This window comes from Paenibacillus macerans (genome assembly GCF_050565405.1).
Lineage (GTDB): Bacteria > Bacillota > Bacilli > Paenibacillales > Paenibacillaceae > Fontibacillus > Fontibacillus macerans_B.
Window position 1 is genome coordinate 21,719 of the sequence record NZ_JBNYYG010000043.1, and the last position, 22,514, is coordinate 44,232.

17 protein-coding genes are annotated in these 22,514 nt (G+C 54.9%); 13 read left to right on the forward strand and 4 right to left on the reverse strand.

Features of this window, described 5'->3' with window-relative positions; all coding sequences use genetic code 11:
- Positions 1-224 precede the first annotated feature (224 nt).
- A complete protein-coding gene (gene kduI, locus ACQ4N8_RS20600) occupies positions 225-1,058 on the reverse strand; it encodes a 5-dehydro-4-deoxy-D-glucuronate isomerase (protein ID WP_430706224.1) in 834 nt (277 codons plus the stop codon).
- A 229-nt stretch (positions 1,059-1,287) separates the two neighbouring features.
- Between kduI and ACQ4N8_RS20605 the strand changes: the two genes are divergently transcribed.
- The 3 genes from ACQ4N8_RS20605 (at position 1,288) to ACQ4N8_RS20615 (ending at position 4,708) form a co-directional block, all read left to right on the forward strand.
- Positions 1,288-2,961 carry a hypothetical protein gene (locus ACQ4N8_RS20605; protein WP_430706225.1) on the forward strand — a complete coding sequence of 558 codons (1,674 nt, stop codon included), beginning with the start codon at positions 1,288-1,290 and terminating at the stop codon, positions 2,959-2,961.
- 24 nt (positions 2,962-2,985) lie between these two features.
- Positions 2,986-3,654, forward strand: coding sequence for a bifunctional 2-keto-4-hydroxyglutarate aldolase/2-keto-3-deoxy-6-phosphogluconate aldolase (locus ACQ4N8_RS20610; RefSeq protein ID WP_430706226.1), 669 nt, complete (start codon positions 2,986-2,988; stop codon positions 3,652-3,654).
- Between the two features lie 271 nt (positions 3,655-3,925).
- Positions 3,926-4,708 carry an SDR family NAD(P)-dependent oxidoreductase gene (locus ACQ4N8_RS20615; protein WP_430706227.1) on the forward strand — a complete coding sequence of 261 codons (783 nt, stop codon included), beginning with the start codon at positions 3,926-3,928 and terminating at the stop codon, positions 4,706-4,708.
- A gap of 85 nt (positions 4,709-4,793) precedes the next feature.
- Here the strand turns inward: ACQ4N8_RS20615 and ACQ4N8_RS20620 are convergent, their stop codons facing one another.
- The gene (locus ACQ4N8_RS20620; RefSeq protein WP_430706228.1) at positions 4,794-5,033 is read right to left on the reverse strand and encodes a hypothetical protein; all 240 of its coding nucleotides are present in this window, start codon (positions 5,031-5,033) and stop codon (positions 4,794-4,796) included.
- 252 nt (positions 5,034-5,285) lie between these two features.
- On the opposite strand from ACQ4N8_RS20620, the gene ACQ4N8_RS20625 reads away from it, so the two are divergent.
- The 10 genes from ACQ4N8_RS20625 to ACQ4N8_RS20670 all read left to right on the forward strand — a co-directional run bounded on the left by ACQ4N8_RS20625 (position 5,286) and on the right by ACQ4N8_RS20670 (position 19,893).
- Entirely contained in the window at positions 5,286-6,881 is a 1,596-nt protein-coding gene (locus ACQ4N8_RS20625; protein WP_430706229.1) for a response regulator, read from the forward strand.
- A gap of 12 nt (positions 6,882-6,893) precedes the next feature.
- Positions 6,894-8,672, forward strand: a complete 1,779-nt coding sequence (locus ACQ4N8_RS20630) for a cache domain-containing sensor histidine kinase (protein ID WP_430706230.1) — start codon at positions 6,894-6,896, stop codon at positions 8,670-8,672.
- A gap of 198 nt (positions 8,673-8,870) precedes the next feature.
- The gene (locus tag ACQ4N8_RS20635; protein ID WP_430706231.1) at positions 8,871-10,217 is read left to right on the forward strand and encodes an ABC transporter substrate-binding protein; all 1,347 of its coding nucleotides are present in this window, start codon (positions 8,871-8,873) and stop codon (positions 10,215-10,217) included.
- Between the two features lie 78 nt (positions 10,218-10,295).
- Positions 10,296-11,222: a carbohydrate ABC transporter permease gene (locus ACQ4N8_RS20640; RefSeq protein ID WP_430706232.1), complete on the forward strand. Its 927-nt coding sequence runs from the start codon at positions 10,296-10,298 to the stop codon at positions 11,220-11,222.
- A complete protein-coding gene (locus tag ACQ4N8_RS20645; RefSeq protein WP_430706233.1) occupies positions 11,222-12,058 on the forward strand; it encodes a carbohydrate ABC transporter permease in 837 nt (278 codons plus the stop codon). Before ACQ4N8_RS20640 ends, ACQ4N8_RS20645 begins: the two co-directional genes overlap by 1 nt.
- 58 nt (positions 12,059-12,116) lie before the next feature.
- Positions 12,117-13,271, forward strand: a complete 1,155-nt coding sequence (locus ACQ4N8_RS20650) for a glycoside hydrolase family 88 protein (protein ID WP_430706234.1) — start codon at positions 12,117-12,119, stop codon at positions 13,269-13,271.
- Positions 13,272-13,611: 340 nt separating this feature from the next.
- The gene (locus ACQ4N8_RS20655) at positions 13,612-15,222 is read left to right on the forward strand and encodes a glycoside hydrolase family 43 protein (RefSeq protein WP_430706235.1); all 1,611 of its coding nucleotides are present in this window, start codon (positions 13,612-13,614) and stop codon (positions 15,220-15,222) included.
- Between the two features lie 164 nt (positions 15,223-15,386).
- Positions 15,387-18,539 carry an ATP-binding protein gene (locus ACQ4N8_RS20660; RefSeq protein WP_430706236.1) on the forward strand — a complete coding sequence of 1,051 codons (3,153 nt, stop codon included), beginning with the start codon at positions 15,387-15,389 and terminating at the stop codon, positions 18,537-18,539.
- Positions 18,514-19,467 carry a response regulator gene (locus tag ACQ4N8_RS20665; protein ID WP_430706237.1) on the forward strand — a complete coding sequence of 318 codons (954 nt, stop codon included), beginning with the start codon at positions 18,514-18,516 and terminating at the stop codon, positions 19,465-19,467. The genes ACQ4N8_RS20660 and ACQ4N8_RS20665 overlap by 26 nt, the downstream gene beginning before the upstream one ends.
- Positions 19,468-19,635: 168 nt before the next feature.
- Complete coding sequence (locus ACQ4N8_RS20670) at positions 19,636-19,893, forward strand: hypothetical protein (protein WP_430706238.1); 258 nt, start codon at positions 19,636-19,638, stop codon at positions 19,891-19,893.
- Positions 19,894-20,444: 551 nt separating this feature from the next.
- Here the strand turns inward: ACQ4N8_RS20670 and ACQ4N8_RS20675 are convergent.
- A complete protein-coding gene (locus ACQ4N8_RS20675) occupies positions 20,445-21,548 on the reverse strand; it encodes a Gfo/Idh/MocA family protein (protein ID WP_430706239.1) in 1,104 nt (367 codons plus the stop codon).
- Positions 21,548-22,282, reverse strand: a complete 735-nt coding sequence (locus ACQ4N8_RS20680) for a ThuA domain-containing protein (protein ID WP_430706240.1) — start codon at positions 22,280-22,282, stop codon at positions 21,548-21,550. The genes ACQ4N8_RS20675 and ACQ4N8_RS20680 overlap by 1 nt, the downstream gene beginning before the upstream one ends.
- Positions 22,283-22,514: the final 232 nt, after the last annotated feature.

Consider the following 22,514-nt stretch of genomic DNA (forward strand, 5'->3'; position numbering starts at 1 on the left):
AACGAACCGTAATGACCTTATTTGCCCATTTCCCGGCTATTTCCCGCTGTAACGGACTCCAGAGACCTTATTGGACTTTCATGGCAGCCATTTGGTTGCTTTTGTCCGAAATAAGGTCTTCTCGGTCCGTTAGAATCGGAAAATGCCCAACAGCGGGCCAATTTCTGGTGTCCGTTAGCTTGCCGGAACCCGACTGAAAAGACGACTTTTTGAAACGCCTTTTTTTATTTTAATTCTTTCATGGGAACCGCGTCCATGTCCGCATACGCTTTGTTGTCGCCGGCCATGCCCCAGATAAACGTATAATTGCTCGTGCCGACCCCGCTGTGGATCGACCAGCTCGGAGAAATCACCGCTTGTTCGTTGCGCATGACGATATGGCGGGTTTCCCCGGGTTCGCCCATCAAATGAAAGACGACGGCGTCCTCCGCCAAATCAAAATACATATAGGCTTCCATGCGGCGCGGATGAACGTGGGCCGGCATCGTGTTCCACATGTTGCCGGTTTTAAGCTGGGTCATGCCCATCACCAGTTGGGAGCTTTGGATGCCGTTCTCGTGGATGAACCGGTGGATCGTCCGTTCGTTGGAGTTTTCGATCGATCCGAGCGCTCCGGATTCCGCTTCGGCAAGCGTCGTTTTGGCCGTCGGGAACTCCTTGTGCGCCGGTGCCGAAATTAAATAGAACTTCGCCGGTTTGGCCGCGTCCTTGCTTTTGAAAATGACTTCCCGGGAGCCTTTCCCGACGTACAGGCAGTCTTTGTTGCTCAACTCATATTCGGCACCGTCGACCACGATGGACCCCGGTCCGCCTACATTGATCGCCCCAAGCTCGCGCCGTTCGAGGAAATAGGATACTCCAAGCTCCTTAAGGTCCGTCTCCAGCTTCACCTCTTGCTGCACCGGTGCAGCTCCGCCGATAATCAAGCGATCCTCGTGCGTAAGCACCAGCTCCAAACGGTCCGGCGCAAACAGCGTCGGAATGTGAAACTCCTTGCGTAGCCGCTCCGTATCGAACTGCTTGACTTCGTTCGGGTGCGAGGCGTAACGTCGTTCCATACAAAAACCTCTCCTTTTTGTTCATTTAGGTGTATAATGTTCATATAAGTTCACATTAATCCTTTTTGGTTCGTTTTGCAAGTGCTTTAGGTCGCTGACGGGAAAGTCCACAGCCTGCAAAATAAGGAGATCCCCCCGTAATAAAAAGTGGATTCGCCGACTTTAATGCACTATGGAATCATGATAGGATAATGGGGCCGATGAAACCGGGTACGGGAAGGGAGTTCATATGGATCCATATCGGAAAAGAATGGGAGAAATCGTCCGAATCGCGGCGGCGCGCGCTTGGCGGCAGCCCCTCTTAAGCAGCGGACTGTGGTTTCACGGCGACATCCGGGACAACTTTTATTACGCCTCCTATTTGTTTGCCGCCTCCGTCAATCTTGCGGAAGAGCCGCCGTTTGACCGCCGGGAAGGCAAAGAGGTGGCCGAAAAGGTACTGCTGCGCGTCCTAAGCTTGCAGGATGCCAAAGCGGACAGTCCGATGTACGGACATTGGCCGCTGGGGCTGAATCCGGTGCCGGAGCAAGCGGCGCCCCATGTCCTGCCGGCAGAGCTGATGAGCAGTCTGATGGCGTATTTTGCGCATGCTTATGGATCGCAACTGAGCCCGGAGCTTGCGGAGCCATTCGAGATCGCGTTATCCCATGCGTATCGGGGCGGCTTTTTCCACAAGCCTCTCCGGGATTACGGCCATCACGAAGCAAAGTATACGGCCGCGAAGCTGATCTTCGGGCAGCGGTATGAGGACGCTGCGCTGTTCGAGGACGGAAGGCGCTGCCTGCAGGACACGTTGGCGCACATCCGCCGGGAAGGGATGGCCGAATACGGCAGTCTGCCTTGGTTCTGGCACTGGATACAAGCGTTTACTTGCGCCTGGACGCTGGTGGAAGAAGCGGAGGTCAAAGACGAGCTCTCCGAGATGCTGGACCATTTATGGCATATCCGGGCGGCCTATTATCTCAAAGGGGCGTGGGTTGGCGTCCATTCCCGTGAATGGCCCCATGATGCGCCGCGGGATGCCAACGTTTTGCACGATTACGTGCAGTTTGGCGATTTTGCGCTGCCGGAGGAAATGCCGCGCACGGAGTACGCCGGCTTGCTGTTTTACGAGGCCCCGGAACCGGCCCGGCGCCGGGCGCTGGAGCGCTCCAATCCTGCCGAGGTATGCGCGGCGGTCGCGAAGGAAATCGAAGGCGAGAAGCGCCGGCTCCATTCCTATGCCTATATCACCGGCCAATTCGCCGCCGGCGGCATGTGGGAGCGAGTCAAGGAATTCGACAACGAGCAGCTGCGCTGGTTGTTCAGCTTGCCGGTACGCCGCGGGGGGAAAGGCAATCAACTCTATTTTTTCCATCCCGGAGACGGGTACGATCCTTCGGGAAACGACCCGCGCCACCAGAGCGAATGGACGAGCGCGATGTATCATAAAAACGTCGTCATGGCGTTATATCGGCTGCCGGAGAGGGTGCCCGGGCAAGTGATCGGCGTGCTTCCGGAAGGAGATTGGCGTTTTGCGGCGAATGGTATATTCGGAAAGGCGGAAGATGCGTATTTTGCCGTATTCGTGAATTGCGCCTACGAGGTTCGGCAGCGGGATGGCTATTTGCTGGTAGAGGTTAGCGGCCGCAGCGTCGGCGTTGCGGTGGAAGCCGTCGGCGTCCCGGATGCGGACCGGCGGGGAATTGCCGGGTTAGACGATTTCGCCTCGGCCCTTCATGCCCGCGCGCCTCGCTTCGAGATCGGCGGTGCAGCCGGAAGTCTTCGGGCGGCGTATACTTCTTTTGCGGAGGATGCCAAACTGTCTTTAAGCGTCCATGGTCCCGGGGATCCCGGCGATCCGCAGGTGAACGGCGAGCGGGTATCGATGGAGCGTTATGTTTATTCGGTGATACCAAAGTAAATACCTGGAAAAGAGGAATGACAGATGAAAAAGCTGCAGCTTGTACAAAAAATCATGCAGGAAGGCGTCGTGGCCGTACTGCGCGGGGAAACCCCGGAGGACGTCGTGCAAATGGCCGAACAGGCGATTGCCGGCGGCATCAAAGTGATCGAAATCACGATGACGATTCCGTTCGCCTTGCAGGCCATCGAGCAATTGTCCCGCAAATATGCCTGGGATTCCCAGGATGAATCCACTTACGCGATCATCGGCGTCGGGACGGTGCTTGACCCCGAAACGGCGCGGGCGGCGATTCTTAGCGGCGCCCAATTCGTGGTGGGGCCGTCGTTGAACCGCGACACGGTGCTCTTGTGCAATCGGTACCGTATTCCGGTCATGCCCGGCTGTATGACGATCAAGGAAATCCAGGAAGCGTTGGAGCTGGGCGCGGATATCGTCAAGCTGTTCCCGGGCAACCTGTACGATCCGTCCATGATCAAAGCCGTCAAAGGTCCGCTGCCGCAAGCGAACATTATGCCGACGGGCGGCGTGTCGCTGGCCAACCTCGGCGAATGGATCAAAGCGGGCGCGGTGGCCGTCGGCATCGGATCGGACCTGACGAACGAAGCCGTGAAGCAGCGCGATTACTCGCTGATCGCCCAAAAAGCGGCGGCCTATAAAGCGGAGTGCTTGAAGGCAAAAGGGCTGGATTAACCGTAACTGGGCGCATTTTGTCAGGAGTGCCGATTACGTGGCGCTGAGGCGGTTACTCGAAGCTTGATGCGTTTGACCGATAAGATGCCCCCGCTTGACCGATAGCGTGAGCCTTAGCTTTGACCTATCGGATGGTCCGTCTATCCGCATATTTAGGGAAATAGGCATGCGTCGGTTCGTTAGCATGGGAAACCTTGCTTTTTAGGCCATATAAGAACGTGTAGATTCGTTAGCGCGTATTGATAGACAGAAACAGTGGGAGGTAGGCTGCATGGATTTGGGATTGCATGGGAAGAAAGCGATCGTTACCGGCGGCAGCAAAGGCATCGGCCTGGCGACGGCGATGGCGCTTGCCGCGGAAGGGGCCCAGGTTGCCATCGTGGCGCGGAACGCCGGACCGCTTCGGGAGGCAGCCGATGCCATTCGGGCAAAAACCGGAGCCGAGCCGCTCGTCATCGCGGCCGACGTATCCTCGCCGGAGGCGGCGAATCAAGCCGTGGAACAGGCGATCCTCCGCTTTGGCGGGCTCGACATTCTCGTGAACAATGCCGGCACATCCGCGGCGCGGCCGTTTGAGCAGGTAGATGCCGAAGCGTGGAGCGCCGACCTCGATCTCAAGCTGTTCGGCGCAGTGAACTTCGCCCGGGCGGCGGTCCCGCACCTGCGGAAAGTCGGAGGCGGCGCGATCCTTAACGTCACCGCCGTCGGCGGCAAGACGCCGGGCGCATCGTCGCTGCCCACCTCGGTCAGCCGGGCCGCTGGGCTAGCGTTAACGAAGGCGATGAGCAAGGATCTCGCTCCCGACAATATAAGGGTCAACGCCGTTTGTATCGGACTCATCCGCAGCGACCAAATCGAGAAGAAATGGCAGGCTGCGGCTCCCGGTCTAACCTGGGAGCAATTCGCCGCCGATCCGCGCCACGGCATACCGCTCGGCCGGATCGGCCGGGCCGAAGAAGCGGCGAAGGTGATCGCCTTCCTGGTTTCGGACGCGGCGTCCTATGTGACGGGCACGGCGGTAAATATCGACGGCGGTTCCGCGGCGGTGTTGTAGCGCGGGGGCCGGATCCGCAGCGGGATCGGAACTTGAACATATACGGACAAAAGATAAAAGGCTGATCGTTGTCGTTTGATGACGATCAGCCTTTTTGTACTGGCGTCGCACCTCGGAGTACTTTGACGAACCGCGATACGGGAATCCGCTTCATCCCTTCCGTTCCCAAAGCGCTGCCCACCGTACCAAGCAACGCGCTTGCGGTCGCCAACTTGATCAGATAGTAGAGCCCGGTTCCGGCGATTAAATCCAGGATAACAAAATTCCGGATCGTAGACGCCTTGATCGTGACAAATATAAAGGGATGACGTTTCGTTTCGGCCACGTGATCCTCCACCCTTTCCGAAATGTAAGAAACAGTATTCGCTGTTGATATATATGGCCCGCTTGGTTTGTACCATGCGCGCAATAAGGTGAACTTAAAAAAATGCGCATGAAGCTTAAAAAAACGGCAGTTAGCGCAGAAAACCGGCATGTTAAAGTGAAGAGGCGACACAGTATAATGTAAGACAAGGATTCATTCTTTTTTGTTCGTATTAGCGCGGTGTTATACCCATGCGGTTGGGAGGAATGCAACATGAAGATTCGGGTATTGTTGGCAGACGATGAGCCGGTGATATTACGCGGACTAAAAAAGCTAATAGCTTGGGAAGAATTGGGGTTTTCGATTATCGGGGAGGCCAATGACGGGAACGAATTGAAGCAGTTGATGCAGGAGTGCCGTCCGGACCTGATCATTAGCGATATCAGCATGCCCGGCTGCAGCGGAATCGACATTATCCGGGAGATTCATGAAGCATCCCTTCCAATGAAGGTCATTTTTATTAGCGCGTACCAGGAGTTCGCCTATGCCCGCCAGGCGATTCAATACGGCGCGGTAGACTATTTGGTCAAACCAGTGAACCAAACGCATTTGGAAAGTGTCGTCGGCAAGGCGGCGGCGTTGATCCGCGAGGAGAACGAAGGGGAGCGGGCCAAGGAAATGCTGACCCATTACGAGCGGAAACAGCGTACCGTGACGATCGAAGAGCTGCTGGACGGCTTGATGGACGGGGACAAACGGGCGGCCGCCGAATTGACCCGCATGGGCGCCGTGGCGTTGAGCCGGCATACGAGCGTCTGCATGCTGGAAACGGATGAAACGATGGGAAGCGCCTCTCGCTGGGAAGAACGGGAACGCAAGCTTGTCCAATTCGCGCTCTACAACATTATCAAAGAAACGGTCGATCCCGGCGGCAACTGCCTGATGTTCCAGAAAGACGGAAGATTCGGAATCTTGATCCAGCATGAAAGCGCGGACGAGCCGCGCAAGTTGGCAAACGACCTGCACGGGAAAATCAATGTTTTCCTTAAGTTGCCGGTTTCCATCGGGATAGGCCGGCCGGTATCCGGCATCGAGGCAGCCTCCGCTTCTTACCGCGCCGCCTTGGAAGCGCTTATCGCCAAATATTTTACCGGTCTTAACCGGGTCCTCGAGGCGGATGAAACCGCGGCGGATCGCTCCGAAGAGCCTTGCGGCCTCGCGGAACTGGAGGAGAAAATGATCAAGGCGCTTATGTCGCAGAACAGGGAGGAACTGCATGCGTCGATGAACCGGCTTCTGAGGGCCATTGAGCAACAGGCGGAAGGCAGCAAGCAGTTGGCGGTGATGAGCGCGTACAATACGATCCTGCTGCTGGATCAGAGTATGGCCAAAATCGGCATTCAGCTGAGCACGGCCATCCAAGAACCTAACGCGCTGTTGGCGAGATTGTCGGGTTATGCGACTTTCGAAGGCGTGAAAAAGGAGTTTGCGTCGGTTGTGGAGCATGCCTGCGAACAGATCTCCCATAAGCTGGCGAACAAGGAAGTCACTGAGCTGCAGCGGATCAAAACGTATATGGAGGAGCATTACGCCGAGAACATCACGCTGGAGTCCATGGCCGCCCTGATTTACATGAATCCTTATTACTTCAGCAGCTTTTTCAAAAAACATACCGGGAAAAACTTCAAGCAATATTTGACCGAGGAGCGTATGAAGCAGGCGCTCCGCTTGCTGCTGGAGACGGACCTGATGATTTACGAGATCGCGGAGCGCGTCGGCTATAACAATGCCCGTCATTTCAGCGACATGTTCAAAAAGATGTACGGCAAGCTGCCCCAGGAATACCGGCAATCCGCCGGCGCGGAATAGGGGAGGCGACTTATGCGCTTACGGAGCAAAAAATTCACCAGCATCTTCGTCAAATTCGCGGCGGCTTTCATCCTGGTCGGGCTCATTCCGCTGTTTGCGCTCAGCCTTTTTTCGGTGAACACGTTTACGGGGTATGTGGAGCGGTATACGACCGGCAATATGCAGCAGATGGTCATGTACATGAGCTACAACCTGAACTCCGCATTTAACCAATACAATGAAGTATCCAAGCTGATGTATACCGGTAAATACGAAGGTTTCATCGAAAGCTCCAGCCAAAATCAAACCTATAACGTCAACGATCTGGAGCAGATCAACAATATTCCGATCGATTCGTTTCTGAAGACGGTGCTGCACAGCGATAATTTTATCAGCAGCGTTTATTTCGTCCGGGAGCGGGATGGGAAGTTGTATTATCAGGAAAAAGAAAACAGGGGGATGGACGCGGAACTGCTGCCCTATCAAGAATGGCTTGGACAAATGCGCGCGAATCCTTCGAAGGTAGCGATATTCCCTACGCATGCCGACAATTATTACCTGACCTCGGGCCGCGAAGTATTTACCATAGGCCGCAATCTGATCGATATTTCCGGGAAAGTGACGGCCGAACCGAAGATCGTCGGGACGTTGTTCCTGGACGTGGATGCTGCGATCTTCGATCAGTTTTTCAAGGAGCTTAATCTGCGGGGGCAAGACGAATTGGTTTTGCTCGACGGGGATGGCAACATCTATTTCAGCAATAAGGAGAAGGACCTTTCGTCCGAGGTACAAGCTGGGCCCAAACCGGATAAAGGGATGATGGTGATCGCGGAGCCGATCCCGTTTCTGAACGGCAGTCTTACGGCCCGGATTCACCGCGCTTCGTTGTTTCAACAACTGCTGTCGGTGCGAATGACCGTGTTTATCGCCATTGGGCTGTGCTCCATCGCGCTTATCGTGACGGGGGCCTGGTTCTCGAGGCGCTTATCCGCGCCGATTCTCAAGCTAATGAAGCAAATGACTAAAGTCGAATCGGGAAACCTCGATACGCAGGTGGAGATCCGCAGCAACGATGAGCTCGGCAGGCTAAGCTACAGCTTCAACCGGATGGTCGAACGTTTGAAGGCGTACATCGACGAAGCTTACGTGGCGCAGATTAAGCAGAAGCAAACGGAACTCAACGCCTTGAAAAGCCAAATTCGGCCGCATTTTTTGTACAACACGCTCGAAGTGATCCGGATGAGCGCCGTCGATAAAGACGATCACGAGGTGGCCGGGATGATCCTCTCCCTGTCCAATCAGCTAAAATACGTCATCGACTATGGCGAGGAAAGGGTCGTCATCGGCAACGAACTGGATAATGTCAAAGATTACTTCTACCTGATTTCGGTTCGTTATGACCAACGCTTCGAGTTCAGTTGCGAGATCGCTCCGGACGTGGATTTGAATTGGCAAATTTTGAAGCTGTCCCTGCAGCCGATCGTCGAGAACGCCATTCAGCATGGGTTAAAGCAGAAAGGGAGGGGCGCGGTCGGGCTTACGGTTGAAAGACGCGACCGAGATCTTGTCATTACGGTTTACGACGACGGTGCCGGCATGAATGCCGAAACGCTCGAACGCTTAAACCGGGTTCTATGCGATCCGGAAGCTCCGGGCAAAAACGTCGGGCTAAAAAACGTACATGAACGAATCAAATCGGTATTTGGCGAGCCCTACGGGATCGTAATCAACAGCCGCGAGCATGTCGGAACGTCGATTGTGCTCACTTTTCCCATCGTGCAGGAGAGCGAGGCGGAACGAACGGAAATATGAACTTTCCGTTCGTTTTTTTTGTTCATCGGTATCGTAGTTTTTAGCTTAAAAACTGCGCATGCGGCGCTTAAAAAAGTTCATTCAGTTCGAAACGGGCCCATGCTATGCTGGAACCAAGGAAACGTTTTCAAGGTTGGTGATGCGCACATCGGCCGTCGGTTTCCAGGGTGACAGACAAAAAGGGAGGTTACCAAACCCATGTTCAGAAAAACCTGGCTTAAACTACCTGTATTACTGCTGGCCGCCTCGTTGACTTTAACCGCTTGCGGAGGCAACTCCGGCGGGAATACGGCGGCGAATGCGCCATCAACCGGCAGCAATGGCAACTCCGCCGGGGGAGATGCTCCGAAAGAGGTCAACTTTACGATCGGCTATGCTTCCGGAGATCCCGCAACGAAAAAAGCCATCGCCGATACGGTTCAGCGGTTTATGGAGGCGAATCCGCATATCAAAATCAAGGATTTAAGCGAAACGTCGTCCGCCGCTTATCTGGACTGGCTGAAAACGAAGGACGCGGTCGGCGAGTTCCCGGATCTGGTGGAAATGCGGGATACGGAAGTGTTTGCCGACGCGGGCAAGATCGTAGAACTGCCGTCCGATTTGCTGGAGTTGTTCAACGACCCGCCAAAGGTTGACGGCAAGGTATGGAACGCGCCGATGCAAGTCAATTCACCGCAGGGAATCATTTACAGCAAGAAAGCGTATGAGGAGGCCGGCATCGCCGAGTTGCCGAAAACGTACGACGAATTCGTCGAGATCCAGGAGAAGCTGAAGGCCAGCGGCATTTCGCCGATCGTGGTCGGTGGCAAAGATATTTTCCATATGGGCTTTTGGGTCAACAAGTTCCTGATCGACGAAGTGTACGCGAACGATCCGGATTGGAACTCGAAGCGCACGGCCAAAGAGGCGAGCTTCACTGACGCGAATGTCGTGCAGGCGATGACGGACTATAAAGAGCTCTTCCAAAACTACGTCGATAAAGGCTGGCTAAGCACGGGCGATAATCAGACGGCGTCCTTCCTTGTGTCGGGGAAAGCGGCGCAATTGTTCTCCGGAACGTGGATGTTCACGCAGATCGCCGAGGCCGACCCGAACTTCGAATTCGGTTTTTACGCGCTCCCTGACCGCGAAGGCAACGTGAACGTGATCGGCCTGCCTTCTCCGGCCGGCTGGTCCATTTCCACGGAAGCCTCCAAAGATGCGGACAAGGTGGAAGCGATCAAGCAATTTATCCGCTTCTTCTTCGAGCCGGAAAACTATTCGTTGTATTTGGCCAGCATCAACGCGATTCCTTCGACTAAAGAGCCGGTTTCCTATGAGTCCAGCGAGCAGATGAAGGTGGTGCTTGAACTGATGGCCGACCCGCAGGTCAAGAAATCGCTGGCGATCAACAACTGGTGGGGCGAAAACCAAATTCCTCCGCAATTCCGCAACTGGTATTACAAGCTGCTTCAGGAACTGGTCGCAAAGGACGGGGACGTCCTGGAATACATGAAGCAAGCGGACACGGAGTACGACAACCAAGTCAAAGCCAACGCGATGTAATGAAAACCGGCAATGCCCAGGAACCTCCTTCGGGGAGGTTCCTCTTTAATCCATGCGTTCCGAAGGAGGGAGACAACCATGTCTGCACCTATCGTTAATTCCGGAAAAGCGTACTCTGCTATAAAAAAGAAGAAAAAATGGCAGTCTTACGCGCTGTTTTTTATTCTACCTTCGTTTATTCTGTATACTCTGTTCGTGATCGTCCCAACGTTGGGCAGCGTCTATTACAGTTTTACGTCCTGGGACGGCATCAGCGCAGACGTGCGATTCATCGGACTCGCCAACTTCGTGGAAATTTGGAACAGCCCGCGCGTCCATAACGCGCTGAAAAACACGCTAATTTTAACGATCAGCCTTGTCATACTTGAGAACTTGCTAGCCATCCTGCTTGCGGTGCTGGTCGACAAAGTGCGTTGGCTAAGTAAAATATTCCGCAGCATCTTTTATTTCCCCACCTTGCTTAGCGGTATCGTGATGGGGTTCGTCTGGGCCATGATGCTGAATTACAACTTCGGCGTCGTCAACCAATTGCTGAACAAGATCGGCCCCGGGGCCTTCGCGGTCGATTGGCTCGGAGACCCGCGCTACGCCATGCTGGCGATTCTAATATCCACGGTTTGGAAGGGCGCAGGGTATTATATGATCATCTATTTAGCCGGATTGCAGGGCATCCCGCAGGAGCTGAACGAAGCCGCCGGCATCGACGGCGCGAACGGCTGGCAGCAATTCCGCCATATCACGTTTCCGCTGCTGGCCGGATCGGTGACCGTATGCATGGTCTTGTCCATGATCAGCGCACTGAAGATCTTCGATCAGATCGCGGTCATGACGGACGGCGGTCCCGGCTTTGAAACCGAAACCTTGACCTATCTCATCTATAAGGTTGGCTTCGGCGAACTGCGGCAAGGGTTCGGGACGGCGCTGGCTATGGTGCTGTTTTTCATTATTTTGATCATTACCGTGTTTCAAGTGAAGGTCCTCCAAAAAAGGGAGGTCGAAATGTAATGTCGCTGAAAACTCGTAAGCTCGTGATCGATATCTTGATATTAGCGGTGACGGTTATCGTGGCGGTATTCTTCTTCTTCCCGATCTTCTTCAACATCATGTCCGCTTTCAAGAGTAACGCGGAAATCATGAGAGACGCGGTCGCCCTTCCGACATCGTTGTACCTGGAAAGCTTCAAATACCTGCTGACGGAAACGAACTATCCACAGGCAATTTTAAACAGTTTAATCTTGACGGTCGTGTCGATCGTGTTTCAGGTACTGTTTATCCCGATGGCGGGGTATGCCATTCAGCGGAGAAACGCGAAATGGACGAGATTCGTCTTCCTGTATTTCCTCGCCGGGATGATGATTCCGTTCCAAGCCTACATGATCCCCCTGTTCAAAGAGCTCAAATTGCTGGGGCTTTACGGCAGCCTGGCGGGGCCGATCATGATTTACGTCGCCGGTTCGGTCGGCTTCGGCAGCTTGCTGTATTCGAGCTTTGTTAAAGGCATTCCGACGGAAATCGAAGAGGCGGCGGAAATCGACGGCTGCTCCCGGGTGCGGATTTTCTGGAACATCGTGTTCCCGCTGCTCGGCCCGGTGACGGCCAGCATGGTCGTCCTGAACGGACTGGGCATCTGGAACGATTTCCTGATGCCAATGCTCGTCCTCCCGTCCGGCGAACCGAAGACGATGGTTGTGGAAATTTACCGTTACATCGGCGAGTTCTCATCAAGGTGGGACATGATCTTTGCCGGCACGACGATGTCGGTCGTCCCGGTGCTGATCGCTTTTATTTTCCTGCAAAAATATTTCGTCAAAGGGATTGCGTCGGGAGCGACGAAAGGCTGAGGATGCCTAAGATAATGGGGTTATACGGCAATTTTACAATGAAAGGCAGGAACATCCTTTGTTAAACGATACACAGCAGCAATGGTTGAATGGCGTCGTCGCCAAGGTGACGGCCAAGATGGACCCGGTCAGCGAGCGCTCCCGAAACAAAATACCTTACACGACCGTGAACGGCGTGCACGATGACCGATCCACAGGCAATCCGACGGGGGATGATTCGGACGGTATCCATTGGTGGACAAACGGTTTCTGGGGAGGCATGTTGTGGCTGATGTACCATGAAACCGGCGATGAGAAATACAAGGAAATCGCGCAAATTTCCGAAGCGAAGCTGGACCGGTGCTTTGAGGAATTTTATGGCTTGCATCACGACGTCGGTTTTATGTGGCTGCCGACCAGCGTCGCGAATTACCGAGCGACGGGGAATCCAGAATCCCGGAAGCGGGGGCTCCATGCCGCAAACTTGCTGGCGGGCCGGTTCAATCCGGCGGGGGGCTTTATTCGGGCGTGGAATGATCTGGAGGATGGGGATACGCGAGGCTGGGCGATCATCGATTGCATGCTTAACATTCCGCTGCTGTACTGGGCAACGGAGGAAACGGGAGACCCGCGCTTCAAGCAAATCGCGATGAAGCACGCGGATACGTCCATGACGGCGTTTGTCCGCCCCGACGGCTCCGTCAACCACATCGTCGAATTTGATCCCTTTAACGGAGGCGTGGTTCGCTCGCACGGAGGCCAGGGTTACGGCGAAGGTTCCTCCTGGACGCGCGGACAGGCCTGGGCGCTGTACGGATTCACGATGAGTTATCTTCATACCGGAAAAGACGAGTATTTGCAGACGGCTAAGCGGGTTGCGCATTATTTTATGGCGAACATTCCGGAGAACGGCATCATTCCAGTCGATTTCAGGCAGCCGGAGGAGCCGAGGCTGGCGGACGATACGGCTGCGGCCATCGCGGCATGCGGGCTTATCGAAATCGCCAAGGCCGTCGGCGGACACGAAAGCCGCTCGTATATAGCGGCGGCGCTGAAACTGCTGAAGACGCTGGACGAATCGCGAATCGATGGGTCGCCGGATACCGATCATTTTCTGCTTTACGGTACAGGCGCTTATCATAGCAAGGTGCATCATCAGCCGATTATTTACGGGGACTATTATTTTATGGAAGCGATATTCAAGCTGAAGGGCAATGATCTTCATTTGTGGTAACCGGATGCATTGGCGTTGCATTAAAGCTTTCCATGGTCGAGCCGGCAACCGGTTTTGGCGTAAACTCTATACTTAGGTCAACACTCGCTGTCCAGACGCTTTGCACGATTATTCCGTTTGATCAGACCAGGGAGCAAAGAAACGGACAAACTCGGAGGAAGAACATATTTGGCGCAGATCTTATTATTTTATCCCTAACCCAACGCTACCCCCTGCACTTAGCTCCCTTAACAAAGGAGATAATCGTGCAAAGGAGCATGCAGAGATAACAAGACACGTGATTTTGATCTTGACTTGCATGAACCGGATGATAAAGACTTGTGCGAGGAAGGAGATCAAGATGAATACCATCAAAAATCCGATCCTTAGAGGTTTTAACCCTGATCCGTCCGTCATCCGGGTTGATGACGATTATTATATCGCCACTTCCACGTTCGAATGGTTTCCGGGCGTGCAAATTCACCACTCCAGGGACCTGGTCCATTGGGAACTGATCGCCCGCCCGCTGAACCGCGTCTCGCAATTGGACCTTAGGGGAGTCGGGGCTTCGCAAGGGGTATGGGCCCCTTGCCTAACCTGCCATAACGGCATCTATTATTTGGTCTATACCGTCGTCAATTCTTTTTATGTCAATATGTACGATACGCCCAATTACCTGGTGACGGCGAAGGACATCCGCGGGGAATGGTCGGAGCCGATTTTCCTGAACAGCTACGGGTTTGACCCGTCGCTGTTCCATGATGACGACGGACGTAAATACATCGTCAGCATGGTTACGGATCATCGATTAACGAAGCGGTACAAGGGGCATTTGGTCATTCAGGAATATTCCGAGCAGGAACGGCGCATGGTCGGCGAGGCAGTGACCATTTATGCGAGCAACGACATTTTCTTGGAAGGCCCGCATCTTTACAAGCGGAACGGCTATTATTATCTGTTCGCGGCGGATACGGGGACGGGCGAAGGCCACGGACAGTCTATGTTAAGATCAAAGCATTTGTTCGGCCCTTATGAAGCGTATCCGGGCAATTCACTGATGACGTCAAGAAATCATCCCGGGCTGCTGTTGCAAAAAGCGGGGCACGGTGATCTGGTCGAAACGCAGAACGGCGACTGGTATATGGTTCACCTTTGCGGACGGGCGCTGGAGAAGCGGACGGAGAAGGGAGACCGCAGGTATACGCTGGGCCGCGAAACGGCGATTCAAAAAGTGGAATGGACCGAGGACGGCTGGCTTCGTCTGGCAAATGGCACCGTACTGCCGGACGCGGAGGTGGAGGCGCCCTACCTTCCGCCGCATCCGTTCCCGACCCGGCCGGTGCGCGACGATTTCGACGGCGATACGCTGGACATCCACTTCCAGTCGTTGCGCGTTCCGCTCGACCCCACCTTTTATTCGCTGACGGAGCGGAAGGGGTATCTCCGGCTGTACGGCAGGGAAGGACTCGGTTCGAAGTACAGACAAAGCCTTGTCGCAAGGCGTTGGCAAGAGTTTCATTTCACGGCCGGCACCTGCCTCGAATTCGAACCGGCGAGCTTCAAGCATCTGGCCGGCCTGATCTGCCTGTACGATACGTTTAATTACTATTATTTGCACGTAACGCACGATGAAGACCTGGGCCGCTGCATCAGCATCCTGTCCGCCGTCAACAATGAGTACGCGGCGCTGGCCGGATACGTTCCCTTGCCGGCCGGCGCGGAGCGGATCTGGCTTCGCGCCGAGGTGGATCACGACAAGCTGCAGTTCGCGTATTCCACGGAAGGCGAGCAAGCGTTCAAGAACATCGGTCCGGTCCTGGACGCCAGCTCGTTATCCGACGAAGCTTGCAACGAGGGCTGGTTTACGGGCGCCTTCATCGGCCTGTGCTGCCAGGATTTGACCGGCTTCCGCAAGCATGCGGACTTCGATTATTTCGAGTATATTGAGCATCCCGGTAAACCGGACGATTGAGACTTCAACAAGCCTTATGTGGCGGCCTTTGGCCGCCATTTTATCATTTATCCTCCCCCAAAAATGCGAATCTCCAAGTTTTCCAGATTTTTGCGTTGTAATCTCCCGGAAAGCCTTTAAAATGATAGACACTCGATGTTTTATCCAAGCAAAGGAGCTGCACGGTGCTGAAGAGGATCGCGATGATTGCGTTGGTCGCCTTGGTGTTTTCGGCGTTTATTCCATTGTCGATGTTGCCTGCCCGCGAGGGTGGGACGCAGCCGATGGAGGTCCATCAAGGGATCATGGATTTGTCGGGTTGGGACCCGAAACAACAAGGGAGAATCAAGCTGGACGGAGAGTGGGAGTTTTATTGGAATCGGCTGCTGGCGCCGGAGGATTTCCGCCTAGCGGAGAAACCTTCCTTCGACGCGTTCATGCCAGTTCCGGCGCAGTGGAACGGTAAGCGGCTTAACGGACGGCCGCTTCCGGCGTACGGCTCGGCAACGTACCGGATGGTGATGAAGAACTTGCCGGCCGGCGGGATTTTTGCGCTGAAGAAAACGAACATCCGTTTTTCCAGCACGATTTACGTGAACGGCCGCAAGCTGTTCGACGACGGTAAGCCTTCCTTGCAAGCCGAAACGTATAAAGCGGGAAACCTCCCGCAAACGGCGCTGATTCCGCTCGAGCGAGGCGACGCCGAAATCATCGTTCAGGTCGCCAACTATGATTACATCAACTCCGGCATCCCAGTTTCGCTTTACTTCGGCGATCAAGTCGCCATGGATCGGATCCTGAAAATAAACCTGGCGCGGGAATTCAGCACCTTGGCCGTGCTTGCCATCCTGGCGGTCATTTTTTTCATCAGCTATGCGGTTGCGGCAATATACCGGAAGAAGGATCTCGCTTTGCTCCTGTCGGCCTGCATTTGCTTGCTGTTTTCCATTTACCATGGATTGTCCGGCGAACGGACGCTCACCATATTGCTCCCGCATATTTCATTTGAAATGCTGTATAAGGTCAAAGACGTCGCCACGATGGGCGGTTTTATTTTTGTGGCGGTTTTCTTCTACAACGCGCAAAGGCGCATCATCCCGCTCCGGGCCTTGCAGGCCGTCATTGCCGTGCTGGCCGGATTCTCCGCTGCGGTCGCGTTCCTGCCGATCCGGATGTACAACCCGTTTCAACCTTATGTCGTATTCGTCTATGAGCTCATGATCCTGTGGGTGCTATATAAATCCGCATCGATTTATTTACGGGGCCGGCAAGAGAACCCGCTACAGTCGTTGCTGCTGTTTATGTCCATCCTCACCATCAACCTGTATTCGCTCGATACGATTCTGTTCGCGGTTTCGTGGAAAGAGAATTTGTGGGTCGAGCAGCTGTACCTCGTATTGTTCAATCTCGTCATGGTTTGCCAGGTCGTGCTCAAATTTTTCGAAGCCTACCACACGGTCGATCGGATGAAAGACCAGTTGGTCCGTTTGGACCGGATCAAGGACGATTTCCTTGCCAGCACTTCCCATGAGCTGAAAACGCCGCTGAACGCCATCGTGAACATTACCGATACGTTGCTGAGGGGGGCGGAGGGGCCGGTTTCGGCCAGCCAGGCTTTGAACCTGAACATCGTGATGAGCAGCGGGCGGAGGCTGACTTATCTCGTGAACGAGCTGCTGGATTACTCCAAAATGAAGCACGGAGACATCCGTTTGTTCCGAACCGCCCTAAGCTTAAGGGATCATGTCGCCGTGGTGATCCAGGTCCATTTGTTTTCGCTCAGCGGAAGCCAGATCGCGCTAGTCAACCGGGTACCCGAGAAGCTGCCCCCGGTTTATGCGGACAGCAATCGGCTGATCCAAGTTTTGCATCATTTGATCGGATATGCGATCAAGTATGCCGAGCAGGGGATCGTGAACGTGGAGGGAGAAACTGCCCGGGATCAGGTACGGGTAAGGATTCGGAATACGGCGAAAAACCTGCCTGACGATTTGCCGCAGCGGCTGTTCCGTTCCTTCGAGGAGCTCGGCGATGCCGTGGAGTCGGACGAAGGAGGGACAAGCCTCGGCCTGAGCATGACCAAGGAGCTGATCGAACTGCATGGAGGGACGATCCGCGCCGATTTGCACCCGGAAGAAGGTTTGACGTTCGTGTTTACGCTGCCTCGCGCGGAACGGGGGGATTCTCAGCCTGCCGGTGAATTCGCGGATTCGGTTCCGCCGTTTGTTTCGGACCGGGCGTCGGCGAGAGTGAGCAGTGCGGCTCCCGCTTATCCGCTATATATACCGGGTAACGGAGGCAAAGCGATCCTGATTGCGGAGCATGAGCTGGCCACCCAGCAATCGATGCGCAATTTGCTCAAGCTGGAGGGGTATTCGGTGGTGCTGGTGAATCGCGGCCGTCAGGTTTTGGAGGAACTGGCCCAGGGACATCCTTACTATTTGGTAATCCTCGATGTCGCCTTGCCCGATTTGAGCGGATTCGAGGTGCTACGCAGCATTCGGGAACGTTTTTCGCCGTTTGAGCTGCCGGTCTTGACGCTAACGTCAAGAAACCGGGAGGATGACATGAAATTATCCGTGGAAAACGGGGCCAACGATTTCGTCGGCATGCCTTTTGAAGCCGAGGAACTGATAGCGCGGGTCCGCAGTCTGACGAATTTGAAAGCCTCCGTCAACAATGCCAAAGATGCGGAAATCGCCTTTTTGCGCTCCCAGATCAATCCGCATTTTCTGTACAACGCATTGAATTCGATTGCCGAATTATGCTTGGAGGACCCGGAACAAGCGGAGGACTTGACGTTGGAGTTATCCCGGTATTTGCGCGGCAGCTTCGACTTCAAGCAGCTGGACTCGCTGTCTACCTTGGAGAATGAGCTGGAGCTGGTCGCCGCCTATGTCAATATCGAGAAGGCGCGCTTCGGTCCGAGATTGGACATCGAATACGACGTGGATGCCGACCCGATGCTGCGGATCCCGCCGTTGGTCCTTCAGCCCTTGGTGGAGAACGCGATCCGTCACGGCCTGATGTCCAAGTTAAAAGGCGGGAAGGTGAAGCTGACGGTGAAAGGCGGGCCGGAAAACGGGGTGTATTTTTCCGTGGAGGACAATGGATCCGGGATGAACGAGCAGAAGCTGGAGGAGTTGCGGGACAGGGATACGAACCGAAAAGGCGTAGGCCTTTGGAATATTAGCCAGCGGATCAAGCTACTCTACGGTCAAAGCATACAGATCGCGAGTATGGAAGGAGTGGGAACGAAAGTTTCTTTCGAGATCCCGGCGGCATCAAATAGTTGGACAGGGGGAGCCATGCATGCTGCGAGCCATGATCGTGGATGATGAAGAGTTATCGATAAAACGATTGACGAGAATTTTGTCGGATAGCGGGGACGTCGACATTCGTCAGACATTTCTGGATCCCGACGTAGCTTATGATTACGCTAAATCCCATCCGGTGGATATTGCCTTTCTCGATATTTCCATGCCGGAAATCAACGGAATGAAGCTCTCCGGTCTGCTGCAGGAGCTGGACGAGTCCATGGATATCGTGTTTGTGACCGGTTATGACACGTATGCGGTGGAGGCGTTTGACCGGAATGCATTGGATTATCTGCTAAAACCGGTTACTTCGGAGCGGGTGTCGCGAACCTTGGGCAAGGCCCGAAAAAAAAGGGGCGAGTTCGCGGCGGCCCCCGGCTTGGAGGTGAAGTTGTTCAATGGGCTGAAAATCCTCCGTCCGGAAGCCGGGGGTGGCACGATTAAACTAAGAAGCCCGAAAACCGAAGAGCTCTTTGCCTTTTTGCTGTGCAAAAAATCAGTTAGCCGCGAGGAAATCGCCGACACGCTTTGGAACGGTTTGGGGCCGGAGAAGGCCCTGAAAAACCTGAACTCGACCTTGTACTATATCCGAAAAGCGATTGGTGAAGGCAAAACGGGAAGCTGCATCGCCGCCGGCAAAAACGAGATCCGGATGCAAGAGAGCGCCATAGTCTGCGACTTGTACGATTTTGAAGGGCTGATGATGCAGATGAAGCGGACGCCGGAACAAAGCGCCGTTTTGTTTAACCGGGCCGAGGCCTTGTATACAGGTCAATTGTTGAAGGGAAAAGCGTACGAATGGGCCGGGGAGTACTCGCGGCGGATCGAACTGGACTATATCAGGCTGTTGGAGCTAGCGGCGAGACATCATCAGGTGCAGCAACTGCTGCAGGAGCTTGGCGTAGCGCCCGGCCGTCCGATTCGCGATTTGTTGCATGCTTTCACGTAAGCCCCGTTAACAAGGAAGGATGAAAAAAGCTTGGGAATCGTCGGAGCCGGCGAATTCCGAAGCTTTTACTTGTTTATTTTATGTTTATTCGAATACTTTATAATAATCCCGAATCATGTCGAAATAAATCGAAATCGGATTCATTTAGACCGGGAAGGGAAGAGAAACATGAAGCAATCAATGATCAAAGTGGCTTTGAGTACTACATTAACCGTAGGGCTGGCCGTTTCTGCGCTCGGTCCGGCATATCCTGTGCTGGCACAGGCTTCATCAGGCATTTCGTGGAGCGATATCAGCAACACGCTGTCGATCCTGGCACCCATTCAAGAGGACAACTATGCTGGCTCCGGGGAAAAGGTCAGTCATATTTTAACAGGAAAAACAGGCTCCGGAAAATACGGGGATTGCAGTCACCGGCCTGGATAATCCCGGCAACGGATTCTGGCAGTATTGGGATGCAGGGGCCAACCAATGGTACAACATCCCTGATGTCACTGCGGGGGCATATCTCCTATCCGGTACCGACCAAATCCGTTTCGTCCCTACCCGTGACTGGAACGGCACTGCAACTATCAGTTACAAACTATGGGACGTCTCGGCGGATGGCTATTATCCTCACCAGCAAAATGTCGATACGAATGCCGGCGGCGCCGCTTTCAGCACAGAGACAGGGAGCGCGCAAATCGCCGTTACTCCGGAAAATGATGCATCGACGCTAACGGAAATCGGCGGCGGCGATCGTGCAGCGGCTGCTGCAAAGATCCGAACTGATTTAAATAAGAAGCAGGATGATCCAATGGCAAAGGATCGTCCTGCTTTTTTGCATACGAATTCCGTCCCCGGAGATTCCGTTTTCCCTTTTGCTGATCGGTTTTGCCCAAAGCCGGATCGAAAAGGGGAACGATCGCGAAAAAAAGGGCCGCCCGCCGCAATCCGCGGCAGATGGCCCTTTGTGGTCCGTAACGCAAACCGTTTCTTTAATCCAGCGTGTACGGCTTTAGGTCCGTCGGCAGCGCCCGCGGCGAGGTGCAGGTGCTCCTCATTTCGTAGTAGCTGCCTGCGTCGGAAGAGTCGTGGAAGCCCCACATCGCCTCCAGCACGTGGTAAGCCAACTCGCCGTTGGCGCGGTGCGGACGGCCGCGGAGCAGGGCGCTCGCCAGGTCGGCCGGGCCGATGCCGCGGCTGTTCTCGGCGTAGCCGGGGAGCAGCGGCGCCTCGGTCCATTCCTCATCACCCAGCTTGCGGAACTTCACCGGTCCGCCGAAAGAATTGGGATCGGGCACGAGCAGCGTGCCTTCGGTTCCGTGGATCTCGATCGGCGGGAGCGTACTGCCGCCGAAAATATCGAAGCTGGTGATCAGCGTGGCGATCGCGCCCTGCGCAAATTCCAGCGTTCCGGCGATATGCGTCGGAACCTCGACGGGGATGGTCTGACCGTGTTTCTTCTCGCTGGTGATGGTGCGCTCCGCCAATGCCTTGCCGGTCATGCCGGCGATGCGCCGAATCGGACCCAAGAGCTGGATCAACGCCGTCAGATAGTACGGGCCCATGTCGAACATCGGCCCGCCTCCCTTGGCGTAGTAAAATTCCGGGTCCGGATGCCAATGTTCATGGCCGCGGCTCATCATAAACGCTGTGGCCGACACGGGACGGCCGATCGCGCCGTCCTGGATCAGCTTCAGCGCCGTCTGGATGCCGGCGCCGAAGAACGTCTCCGGCGCGCTGCCGACCAAGAGACCGTACCGGCGGGCCGCTTCGAGAATCGCCAGCCCCTCCTCGCGGGTGACGGCCAGCGGCTTCTCCACGTACACGTGTTTGCCGGCCTCCAGCGCTTTTAAGCAAACTTCGGCATGCGCCGCCGGAATCGTCAGGTTGATCACGAGCGAAATCTCGGGGTCCTGCAGCAATTCGTCCACCGAGTAAGCCCGGGGGATGCGATATTGCTCCGCCTGTTCCCGCGCCCGGGACAGGTCGAGGTCGGCGCAGGCTACGAGTTCCAGCGCCTCGAATTTGTGACAGTTTTCCATATAAATGCCGCTGATTTTACCGCAGCCGATAATGCCTGCTTTGATTTTCTCCATTATTGACTATCCCCCATGCCCGTATAAATGTTGGCTTGTTTCTGCGTATCGCCGTTTTGCGAAACCGAGGCGCGCCGTTTGCCGTCGGCTGCCCATAGCATGCCCCGGGTCATCATCTCCTTGACCTGCGGCAACGCGACGATATCGGCATGATGCCCAAGCGAATTATAGTACACCCGCCCGACGCCCCAGCGTTTCGTCCAAACGACCGGCATATCGACCGGTTTGTTGAGGCGGTGCGGTCCGTCGGCGACCGGAAAACGGGTCGTGGCCAGCACTTCGACGGCAGGGTCTACATGCAAGTAGTACTGCTCGGTTTGCACGCGGAAATCCTCAATGCCTTCGACCAGCGGGCTGGAATTGGCGATGATCTCGACCTTGTAGTCTACGCCGTCGTTGCCCGGATGGGCGACCCACTGTCCGCCGGTCATAAACTGCCAATCGACATTGCTCCGGAACGAGTCGCACATGCCGCCGTGACAGCCGGCGAGGCCGGTTCCGGCCTGAACCGCCGCCGATACGTTGCCCGCCTGCTCCTTGGAGATCTCCCCCATCGTCCATACCGGCACGATCAGGTCGAGGCCCAGCAGCTTCTCTGCATCTTCATAAGCTTCCAGGGTGTCCGATACCTCCACGTCAAAACGATGCTCCCGCAGGATGCCGGAGAAAATGTCCGCGACCTGTTCCGGTTCGTGTCCATCCCAGCCGCCCCAGACGATTAGTGCTTTCTTCATATTACATTCCTTCTTCCTTATAGAGGTAGTTCAAAAAGTCATCTTTCGATCACGAAGCAGGTCAAGAAGCTTAATCAGCATCGAATCTTGGATTCAGCCGGGCCTTCCGTTGCTCACGTAGCCTCCAGCTACGCTGCGCTACTCGGTCCTAGCTTCATCCAACCTTCTCGGTGCTCCAAACCTGCCTTTTTGAACCTTTATGAAAACGGTAGTTCAAAAAGTCATCTTTCGA